Genomic DNA, 10,190 nt, shown 5'->3' with positions numbered 1-10,190 from the left:
AATAAAATTAAATATCTTATTTTACAAAGATACAGAAGACTTAGTGTAGTATTTTGATATTCTGAAATAACATTAAAATCATTTATAAACATGTAAATCATATACATAAATTCATTGGATTGTTTCGCTTAAGAAAGATATGCTATCATGATTCCGTATTTTGGGAATTCCTTTTTTTACAGCCAACACCTCGAGGATACGGCCGGCCATTATCAACTTAGAGCGGTCCATTTCCCTTGAGCTGTATAAAAAATAGCTGAAGCTTCGGGATCCCGGTTTGTTTCAGTTGCCTGAAAAAATTGTCGGCGTTTTTTCAAACATTCACAAAAGTGGGCGGATAAAAGTTTTTTCCAGATCACATTTGCTCAAAAAGTGAATAATCTGCCTATATGTTCTTTCAGTTCAGTTTGTTTTGTTGGGAGGGTAAAGCAAGTAAACCTTTATGATGCATTAAAGTGGGGGAAAATAGATGAACGGTGTTTTAACGTATAACACATGGAATGAAGAAGATGCAAAACCAGTCATGGATGGCTTTAGCGGTGAAATGGATGTTTTGAAATGGGCTTACAGCACTTACGGGAAAATCGTTTATGCATGCAGTTTCGGGGCCGAAGGGATCGTTTTAATCGATTTAATTTCAAAGATTAAAAAAGATGCTGACATCGTTTTTTTGGATACTGGGCTTCACTTTCAAGAAACCTATGACCTCATCAAGGAAATAGAACACAAGTATCCCGGCCTTTCGATCCGTTTCTTGAAGCCGGCTCTCACATTGGAAGAGCAGGAAGAGAAGTATGGAAAGGAACTTTGGCAGCGTCAGCCCGACCTTTGCTGCAGCCTCCGCAAAATCGAACCGCTCAAAGAGCACCTCTCAGGCATGGACGCTTGGATTACCGGGCTTAGGCGGGAACAGTCGGAAACGAGGAGGCATGTCCGCTATATCAACAAAGACGACAAATTTAAACTGGTCAAAATCTGCCCCCTGATTCACTGGACGTGGGGTGATGTATGGAGCTACATCAGATTAAACCAGCTGACATACCACAAGCTGCATGACCAGCAATATCCAAGCATCGGCTGTGAGATGTGTACACTTCCAGTGACAGACGGAGGCAATTTAAGAGCGGGAAGGTGGGCCCAGCGCGAAAAAACAGAATGCGGGCTGCATCAATTCCGGTAGGAGCTGGATAGAAGATGACGATTACAGTTTTGGCATTTATAATCGCTTTATTTTTTGCCATGAACATAGGAGCAAGCGGCGCAGCAGCAACAATGGGGATTGCCTACGGCTCAGGCGCCGTCCGAAAAAGGCGGATTGCCTTGTGGATCAGCGGCATCGGCGTGTTTCTGGGCGCCGTGATAGGCGGCGGGGAAGTCGTAAAAACAATCGGTTCAGGCATCATTCCTTCGTCGATTCTTAATGTAAATATCGTCGTGATCATCCTCGGGGCGGCGGCAGTATCACTTTTTATCGCCAATATGACGGGCATTCCGCTTTCAACAAGCGAAGTCACGGTCGGCTCGATTGTCGGAGTGGGGGTCGCCTTTCAGGTCGTATTTACGGATAAACTGATGCTGATCGTGGTGTATTGGCTGATCATCCCGATCATTGCTTTTTTTCTCGCTTTTCTCATCGGCCAGCTGATTAAAGGAACAGAACGAAAGCTGAAATGGCTGAAACAGAAGAAGTGGTCGCGCGTGCTTATTGTGCTGGTGATTTTGACCGGGTTTTTGGAGGCTTTTTCAGCTGGGATGAATAATGTCGCCAATTCGGTGGGCCCGCTTGTAGGGGCGGGACTGTTATCGATCGGCAGCGGAACATTTTTAGGCGGTCTATTTGTCGCAATCGGAGCGATTTGTCTTGGAAGCAGAGTCATTGAAACAAACGGAAAAAAAATAACGAACCTTAACCTTTTGCAGGGATCAGCCGTTTCCGGGCTCGGAGCTGTCCTGGTCATCGGTGCATCACTCTTTGGCATTCCCGTTCCGCAAACCCAGATTACGACATGCAGCATTATCGGGATCGGACTGTCTGAGAAGGGGAAAGCCATCTTTCGTAAAAGTGTGATCGTTAAACTCATGAAAGTGTGGGTTGTTTCCCCTGTTTTTTCGCTTGTCATCTCTTATAGTCTCGTGAAGATCTTTCTTGATTTTGATCTATATTCTGTTTCTGTTGTTTTATGTGTATTTCTGGCCACCCTCGGTTCTGTCAGCCTTATGAAGCAGGCCGGAAAACCACAGCGAAAGAGGGGTCAAAGAAGGGACAATATTAAATCGATCGTTGGAGGGAGAAACCATGAAAGAGAACCAGCCGCATGGAGGGATTTTAGTTAACCGGTTTGATGTCTGCCACCAGGCAGACCAAACCAGGCATGAAGTCGAACTCGATGATATGGCGCTAAGCGACTTGGAGCTCATTGCAACAGGGGGATACAGCCCATTAACCGGTTTTTTAAATGAACAGGATTATCAGTCTGTCGTCGAAGAGATGCGCCTTTCCAACGGGATTCCGTGGAGCATTCCGATTACGCTTCCCGTTGAAAAAAATGCGCTCACCCGCATCGATATCGGCGATTCTGTCAAACTTGTCAAAGACAAAACAGTCTACGGCGTTTTGACTGTCACCGATCTATATCCGGCGGATAAACTAAAGGAAGCTGTACATGTATACAGAACAGCCGACCTTCGCCATCCAGGGGTCAAAAAACTGTTTGAACGTCCGAGCGTTTATATGGCCGGGCCTATCACGATGATCCGCCGCCCGCAGCGGGAAAAATTCGGCCGCTTTTATTTGGATCCCAAAGCAGCAAGGGACCTGTTTAAAAAACGCGGCTGGAAAACGGTCGTGGGCTTTCAGACCCGAAATCCTGTGCACCGCGCTCACGAATACATTCAAAAATCGGCTTTGGAGATGGTTGACGGCTTGCTTCTTCATCCGCTCGTCGGCCAGACAAAGTCAGATGACATTCCGGCTGATGTCAGAATGGAAAGCTACCAGGTTCTGTTGGAAAACTATTATCCGCAAGACCGCGTCTGTTTATCCGTATTTCCTGCGGCGATGCGCTATGCGGGCCCTCGTGAAGCGATTTTCCACGCGCTTGTCCGCAAAAACTACGGATGCACCCACTTTATTGTAGGACGCGATCATGCTGGAGTCGGGAGCTTTTACGGCACCTATGACGCACAGCATATTTTCAGCCATTTTTCAGATGAAGAAATCGGCATAACACCGCTGTTTTTTGAGCATTGTTTTTATTGCAAAGCATGCGGAAACATGGGATCTCTTAAAACATGTCCGCATGATAAGGAAGACCATATGCATTTGTCAGGCACAAAGGTAAGAGCGATGCTTGTAAACGGGCAAAAGCCGCCGGAGGAATTTACGAGGCCTGAGGTTAGTGAAGTATTGATCAATGGCATATGCAAACAGAATGAGAAAGAGGTGAGCCAGAACACATGACTCATCACATCGTCTGGCATCAGCCGGCTATGGACAAAGCCGACAGACAGCGGTTAAATCAGCATAAAAGCGGTGTGCTTTGGTTTACCGGACTGCCCGGTTCAGGAAAATCAACGCTGGCCAACACAGTTGATAGGCGGCTCTATCAGTCAAAAATCAGAAGCTATGTATTGGATGGGGATAATATTCGGCACGGTTTGAACAAAGGCCTTGGGTTCAGCAAAGAAGACCGGACCGAAAATTTAAGAAGAATCGGAGAGGTGGCGAAGCTTTTCGTTGACAGCGGCCAAATCGTCCTCACGGCATTCGTCTCTCCATACCTCAAAGACCGCGCCCAAATCAGAAAGCTCTTTTCTGAAGACGAATTTATCGAGATTCATGTCAGCTGTCCGGTTGATATATGTGAACAGCGTGATCCGAAAGGACTTTATCAAAAAGCAAGAAAAGGGGAGATCAAGGATTTCACCGGTATACAGTCTCCTTATGAACCACCTGTCCGCCCGGAACTGATCATTGATACAAACCGGTATACGGCAGATGAATCAGCAGATATGATCATCGCCTATTTAAAAGAAAACAAATGGATTTAATCGTTTGATATGAAGGCTTGTCGCTGAAACAGCAGATAAGCTTTTTCTTTGCCTGTCAGGGAAAAATTTCCGCTGGTTTAAACTGCATCCCGAATGTAAACAATGAAGAGAGAGATTCGGGAGGGAACCTTGATGGACTATATACATTTGGTAGTTGAACTGACAGTCGGATTTGCAGCATTATTTCTCATGACGAAGATATTGGGCAAAACCCAATTCGCCCAAATCACCCCATTCGATTTTATTTCCGCTTTAATTTTAGGGGAGATGGTTGGAAACGCAATTTTTGATGAAGCAGTCACCATTTGGAAAATCCTCTTTGCTATTATCGTTTGGGGGATTCTCATCTATTCAATCGAAGTTTTGTCTCAAAAAGTTCAAGCCATGAGAGGCTTTCTGGAAGGACGTCCAAGCCTCATCATCAATAAAGGAAAAATCGACTACAACGCTCTTAAAAAAAACAAACTGGATTTGAACCAGCTGCAAACTTTAGCGCGCGAAAAAGGCTGTTTTTCCCTTAACGAAATTGACTTTGCTATATTGGAAACAGACGGCACACTGAGCGTCCTCCCTAAACACCAATACGGAATGACGACAAAACAGGATTTAAACATCCCTTATAAACCGGTTCAGCTTCCTGTTTCCTTAATCCTTGACGGCCAGCTGGAAAAGGATAACCTGCATGAAGCCGGCTTTGATGAACTTTGGCTGCAAAATCAATTATCAAGCCAAAACATCAATCAGTACAGCGACGTGCTATACGCAGAATGGCGCGGTGATGAAGGGCAGCTCTACATTACAAAATATTGACGGGGATGAAAGCGGGATCGACATCTTTCGAGCCCGCGCTTTTTTCGCTGAACAGCTAGCCCTCGGGAAATCATACTTTTATACCGGGCTAAAAGGCTTTCTTTCTCTAGAGCATAGCGCTAATTCATACAAAATACCTTCAATTCAAAATGATTGTAAACGACGAAAGATGCACCGCAAAATCAAAATTCCTTTTTTAAATCGCTTAACTTTTCCTTTATTCTGCAAAATCCTCCATTTTTCACGTCTTGATTGCCGTCCAGTCAAAACACGCAAACTTGACATAAATATCTAAAGTGTTAATATACTAACCGTGTTCGAAAAAATACGAACAGAAATGCGAACAAAGGGAGATGTTAAAGATCTTTAATCAAAAAAACGTAGCATTTATAGGGGCTGGATCAATGGCCGAAGGGATGATTTCAGGCATCCTTCAGTCTAAAAAACTGCCCGCCAGCCAAATCCATGTTACAAACCACACGAATCACCAGCGTTTAAAAGAACTCCAGAAGAAATACGGGATACAGGGCATCAAAAAAGAAGCGCTTGACTATCAGAACATCGATTGCTTCATCTTGGCGATGAAGCCAAAGGATGCCGAAGCTGCGCTCGTATCCTTGAAACCGCATATTCAGCCTCATCAGCTCATACTGTCAGTCTTAGCTGGCATATCAATCTCATTTATTGAAAACGCGCTGCACGAAAATCAGCCCGTCATCAGAATTATGCCTAATACTTCAAGCACGATCGGCGCTTCAGCAACCGCAATGTCTGAAGGAAGCAGCGTAACAGACGATCAGTCAAAAACAGCAAAACAGCTGCTTCGATGCATGGGTGAAGTGTACGCCATCGAAGAAAACAAAATGGATATTTTCACAGGAATTGCCGGAAGCGGGCCTGCTTATTTTTATTTTTTAATGGAGCACATTGAAAAAGCGGGAGCCGAGGCCGGATTAAGCCAAAAATTAACGAGAGAAATCGGTGCGCAAACACTATTAGGCGCCGCAAAAATGCTATTGGAAAGCCCGGAAGACACCGCTGTTCTCAAAGACAACATCACCTCTCCTAACGGTACGACTGCCGCCGGCTTAAAAGCTTTGGAAGAAAGCGGCGGGGGCGAAGCGATCGAACAGGCGGTCAAACATGCCGCAAAGCGATCAAAAACCATCAGCCAGGAACTAAAACAATTAGTCACAGCAAGGTAAACGCCCATACAAAGAAAAAAATACTACAGGAGTGATAAAATGACCTCTAATCAAAAGAGGGTAGTTGTCAAAGTTGGAAGCAGCTCTTTAACAAGTCTTCATGGGGAGATCAGCAGCAAAAAGCTCGAAAAGCTTGTCGAGCAGATCGTCCGCCTCAAAGATGAAGGACATGAGGTCCTCCTCGTCTCATCCGGCGCTGTTGCTGCCGGATATCGGAAGCTCGGATTTATCAGCCGACCGGATACATTGCCGGAAAAACAGGCATCTGCTTCAGTCGGGCAAGGCTTATTAATAGAGTCATACTCCAAGCTCTTTTTATCCCATGGCTACATTGCTTCGCAAATTTTAATCACAAGAAGCGATTTTTCAGATGAAAAACGGTACAATAATGTGCGAAACACGATGAACGTCCTTCTGAAACGCGGCATTATCCCGATTATCAATGAAAATGACACGGTAACCGTCAACCGGCTCAAATTCGGAGACAATGATACGCTTTCAGCAAAGGTGGCCGGACTGATTGACGCCGACCTGCTGACGATTCTCTCTGATATTGACGGCCTTTATGACGCCAACCCGAGGAAAACGCCGGACGCCGACCTTGTGAAAGAAGTGAATGAAATCACACCGGAGATCGAAGCTTCAGCCGGGGATGCAGGAAGCGATGTCGGAACAGGCGGAATGAAATCAAAACTGGATGCTTTTAAAATCACAATGGCTTCAGGAATCAAAGGGTTCTTAGGCCGGGCCGACACTTCCGATATTTTGCACGAAGCGATCAGCGGGACTGCGAGGGGAACTTATTTTGAACCGAATGCAGAATCACACACCCTTAATCATAAAAAACAATGGATAGCTTTCAACTCTGGACCAGAAGGAGATATTATCGTCAGCAATGAAAGCAAAGAGTTTATCATCGACCGTAAAAAAAGCCTGTATCCTTCTAGTATTTACGAAATAAACGGCCGTTTCAGCAACGGTTCCGTCGTTCGAATCCTTGACCAGGATAGAGAAGAAATCGGCCTTGGAGTCGTTAATTTTTCTTCGTCCCAGCTTCGTAAATGGAAGAAGGATACGAATCAGGAAACAGCAGCTTCCTCACAGGCTGTCGTTGACAGAGAAGCGTTTGTCTGTCATTTAGAGCTATCCGTCCCGCTTTAAAAAAATGAATCAGAAGGAGGAATTGATATGACAGCGACCAGAGAGAGCATCCCGGCACGTATTGAGGAAAAAGCGATAAAAGCAAAAAAGGCGGCAAAACGATTAAGGCTGACAACGGAAAAAGAAAAGAACGAAGCGCTCTTCACATTGGCGGAGCATTTAGTGACAAACATGCAATATATTCTCGATGAAAATGAAAAGGATATAGAGGCCGGCCGCAGTAAAGGCTATGATGCGGCATACATTGACCGCCTCTCCCTTAATGAAGACAGGGTTCTCGATTTCGCGAAAGGTCTTAAAGATGTAGCCAGCCTGGAAGATCCGGTCGGTGAAACGCTATCAAGCTGGACGCTAGACAACGGGTTAAAAGCGGAAAAAGTCCGCGTTCCTCTCGGCGTCATCGGCATGATCTATGAAGCAAGGCCAAACGTGACAGTCGATGCAGCAGGGCTTGCTCTTAAATCCGGAAATGCAGTTGTTTTAAAAGGCGGATCATCAGCGATTCATTCCAACAAAGCGATCGTCTCTTGCATGCACGACGCATTGGCGGAAACAGCCATTCCGCAGGATGCCGTTCAATTTATCGAGAGCACCGACCGCAGCGCCACAAAAGAGCTGTTTAAGATGAAAGAACATATCGATGTATTAATTCCACGGGGAGGAGGCTCCCTCATTCAAGAGGTCGTAGAAAACGCAACGGTCCCCGTTTTGGAAACCGGAGTGGGCAACTGCCACCTGTATATCGACAAAGACGCCGATACAAAAAAAGCGCTCAGCATTATGATCAATGCAAAAACGGATCGCCCGGCTGTCTGCAACGCGCTTGAGACATTGCTTGTCCATGAACAATGGCTTCAAGAAAACAGTGCGGCGCTCATCACCGCTTTACAAGACCACGGCATTCAAGTCCACGGAGACGAAAAGGCGCTCCGGCACATTCCCGGAGCGAAACCGGCGGATGAATCCGACTGGCGGAATGAATATTTAAGCCTTGATATCGCTGTTAAAGTCGTACACGGTGTTGAAGAAGCCTGCGACCATATCGAAACATACGGAACGAAGCACTCGGAAGCGATCATAACGGAGAATCCGGAGACGGCCGAAACTTTTCTCAATACCGTTGACGCAGCGGCCCTTTACCACAACGCGTCCACCCGGTTTACAGACGGCGGGGCGCTCGGCTTCGGAGCGGAAATCGGCATTTCTACACAAAAGCTTCATGCGCGCGGACCGATGGGACTGAAAGAACTGACCACTTGCAAATTTATCATGAAAGGCAACGGCCACATCAGATAATCATTGTTTAAAAACTGCACCCTCTCAGGTTGGGGTGCAGTTTTTTTATGACTGCATTTACAGGCCAAATGGGAAAAGAGAAGCGAAAATACAGCTTGCCTCATTCGTTTTTGCCGTTTGGGCAAGTTCTCGCTTGAAATCCTCGATGCGATCTCCAATTGGAATTCTAAAATCCTCTTAGCATGAAGTGTGAGTGACTCTAATATGATATAGAAAGTTAGCTGCTTCAAAATCATGGACGAAACGTCAATGGAGGTATCTTATGAATTTTGAACTGACACAAGAACAGCAAATGGTCCGCGACCTTGCCAGAGATTTTGCGAAACGCGAAGTCGCACCGCATGCTGAATGCGTTGACAAAACGGGGGAATTTCCAATTGAAACATTCAAAAAAATGGGGAAGCTCGGGCTTTTAGGCATCCCATTTCCGGAAAGGTATGGCGGCTCAGGCGGTGATACGATTTCTTACGCCCTGGCAGTCGAAGAAATCGGCAGAGTATGCGGCAGCACGGGGCTGAGCTATGCCGCCGCCGTGTCGCTCGGCGCCGCCCCGATTTATTATTTCGGCACGGAAGAACAAAAACAGGAGCACCTTGTACCACTCGCTGCTGGCCAAGCACTTGGAGCTTTCGGTTTGACCGAACCGAATGCGGGGTCTGACGCAGGAGGAACTCAAACAAAAGCCCGTCCGGACGGGGATTTTTATATCATCAACGGTGAAAAATGCTGGATTACAAATGCCGGGTACGCCCGAACCGTCACTGTCACCGCTGTCATCGGAAAAGACGGCAACGGAAGAAATATCGTATCGGCGATCATCGTCCCGACCGATGCAGACGGGCTCACCATTAAAAGCGAGTATGACAAAATGGGTGTACGCGGTTCCAATACATCCCAGGTGATATTGGACAACGTTCGCGTTCCGAAAACAAACCTTTTGGGCAGTCCGGAAAAAGGATTCAAGCAATTTCTCAAGACATTAGACGGCGGCCGGATATCAATTGCTGCGCTTGCCGTTGGCATTGCTCAAGGCGCCTTTGACGCTTCATTGGCTTATGCAAAGGAGCGGAAGCAATTCGGCCGGACGATTTCGTCATTTCAAGCGATTCAGTTCAAGCTTGCAGATATGGCGCTGGAAATTGAACTGGCCCGCAATATGGTGATGAAAGCTGCCTGGCTGAAAGATCAAGCCCGTCCGTTCACAAAAGAAGCCGCTTTTGCCAAGCTGTTTGCTTCAGAAATGGCCGTCAGGGCGTGCAATCAAGCCATTCAAATTCACGGAGGATACGGGTATATGAGAGAGTATGGAGTGGAACGCATGCTGCGAGATGCGAAGCTGATGGAAATCGGCGAAGGAACCTCAGAAATCCAGCGTCTGGTCATCGCCAGACAGGTCGGGATCAGCAGTACGAAATAAAATGTAAGCGTTTACCAATTGGTCCGGATGTCATACTCAGACTACTCTTCTGAAAACCAAGCAAAAAACTGTATCTTGATTGGTAAAGATGCAGTTTTTTTGATGTTATTTTTCCAAAAATACATGAGCCGATAGCTTCTTTTTTTCGAATAACTGATGACAATTCATTTTCTTTTCACTCATTACTGAAGTGTATTAGATCTTTACCACTGCTTCTCGAATAAAATGATATAAAAGACCCAATACACTCG

The 10,190-nt window shown here is 46.0% G+C and carries 9 protein-coding genes; all 9 read left to right on the top strand.

Annotated features, from left to right (window positions below; all coding sequences use genetic code 11):
- The first annotated feature begins 469 nt into the window (after positions 1-469).
- Positions 470-1,180, top strand: a complete 711-nt coding sequence (locus tag BTA30_RS09690; RefSeq protein ID WP_076761056.1) for a phosphoadenylyl-sulfate reductase — start codon at positions 470-472, stop codon at positions 1,178-1,180.
- 14 nt (positions 1,181-1,194) lie between these two features.
- Positions 1,195-2,334, top strand: coding sequence for a sulfate permease (cysP, locus tag BTA30_RS09685; RefSeq protein WP_076761055.1), 1,140 nt, complete (start codon positions 1,195-1,197; stop codon positions 2,332-2,334).
- The gene (gene sat, locus BTA30_RS09680; protein WP_076761054.1) at positions 2,297-3,460 is read left to right on the top strand and encodes a sulfate adenylyltransferase; all 1,164 of its coding nucleotides are present in this window, start codon (positions 2,297-2,299) and stop codon (positions 3,458-3,460) included. Before cysP ends, sat begins: the two co-directional genes overlap by 38 nt.
- Positions 3,457-4,050 (top strand): adenylyl-sulfate kinase, encoded by a 594-nt coding sequence (gene cysC, locus BTA30_RS09675; RefSeq protein ID WP_076761053.1) that lies wholly within the window; start codon positions 3,457-3,459, stop codon positions 4,048-4,050. The genes sat and cysC overlap by 4 nt, the downstream gene beginning before the upstream one ends.
- A gap of 132 nt (positions 4,051-4,182) precedes the next feature.
- The gene (locus tag BTA30_RS09670) at positions 4,183-4,860 is read left to right on the top strand and encodes a DUF421 domain-containing protein (protein ID WP_076761052.1); all 678 of its coding nucleotides are present in this window, start codon (positions 4,183-4,185) and stop codon (positions 4,858-4,860) included.
- Between the two features lie 353 nt (positions 4,861-5,213).
- The gene (gene proC, locus BTA30_RS09660) at positions 5,214-6,065 is read left to right on the top strand and encodes a pyrroline-5-carboxylate reductase (RefSeq protein WP_076761050.1); all 852 of its coding nucleotides are present in this window, start codon (positions 5,214-5,216) and stop codon (positions 6,063-6,065) included.
- 39 nt (positions 6,066-6,104) lie between these two features.
- A complete protein-coding gene (gene proB / locus BTA30_RS09655; protein ID WP_076761049.1) occupies positions 6,105-7,226 on the top strand; it encodes a glutamate 5-kinase in 1,122 nt (373 codons plus the stop codon).
- A 27-nt stretch (positions 7,227-7,253) separates the two neighbouring features.
- Positions 7,254-8,522, top strand: a complete 1,269-nt coding sequence (locus BTA30_RS09650; protein ID WP_076761048.1) for a glutamate-5-semialdehyde dehydrogenase — start codon at positions 7,254-7,256, stop codon at positions 8,520-8,522.
- A gap of 262 nt (positions 8,523-8,784) precedes the next feature.
- Positions 8,785-9,939 (top strand): acyl-CoA dehydrogenase family protein, encoded by a 1,155-nt coding sequence (locus BTA30_RS09645; RefSeq protein ID WP_076761047.1) that lies wholly within the window; start codon positions 8,785-8,787, stop codon positions 9,937-9,939.
- The last annotated feature ends 251 nt before the right edge of the window (positions 9,940-10,190 follow it).

Source organism: Bacillus swezeyi, from assembly GCF_001969815.1.
In the GTDB taxonomy this organism is placed as follows: Bacteria; Bacillota; Bacilli; order Bacillales; family Bacillaceae; genus Bacillus; species Bacillus swezeyi.
Note: the sequence above shows the minus strand (reverse complement) of the source record. Positions and strands in the feature narration are given on the sequence as shown.

What these genes read in the sequence shown, in the direction of transcription:
- BTA30_RS09690 (WP_076761056.1), top strand. Translation starts at nt 470, where the DNA reads ATGAACGGTGTTTTAACGTATAACACATGGAATGAAGAAGATGCAAAA.
- cysP (WP_076761055.1), top strand. Translation starts at nt 1,195, where the DNA reads ATGACGATTACAGTTTTGGCATTTATAATCGCTTTATTTTTTGCCATG.
- sat (WP_076761054.1), top strand. Translation starts at nt 2,297, where the DNA reads ATGAAAGAGAACCAGCCGCATGGAGGGATTTTAGTTAACCGGTTTGAT.
- cysC (WP_076761053.1), top strand. Translation starts at nt 3,457, where the DNA reads ATGACTCATCACATCGTCTGGCATCAGCCGGCTATGGACAAAGCCGAC.
- BTA30_RS09670 (WP_076761052.1), top strand. Translation starts at nt 4,183, where the DNA reads ATGGACTATATACATTTGGTAGTTGAACTGACAGTCGGATTTGCAGCA.
- proC (WP_076761050.1), top strand. Translation starts at nt 5,214, where the DNA reads ATGTTAAAGATCTTTAATCAAAAAAACGTAGCATTTATAGGGGCTGGA.
- proB (WP_076761049.1), top strand. Translation starts at nt 6,105, where the DNA reads ATGACCTCTAATCAAAAGAGGGTAGTTGTCAAAGTTGGAAGCAGCTCT.
- BTA30_RS09650 (WP_076761048.1), top strand. Translation starts at nt 7,254, where the DNA reads ATGACAGCGACCAGAGAGAGCATCCCGGCACGTATTGAGGAAAAAGCG.
- BTA30_RS09645 (WP_076761047.1), top strand. Translation starts at nt 8,785, where the DNA reads ATGAATTTTGAACTGACACAAGAACAGCAAATGGTCCGCGACCTTGCC.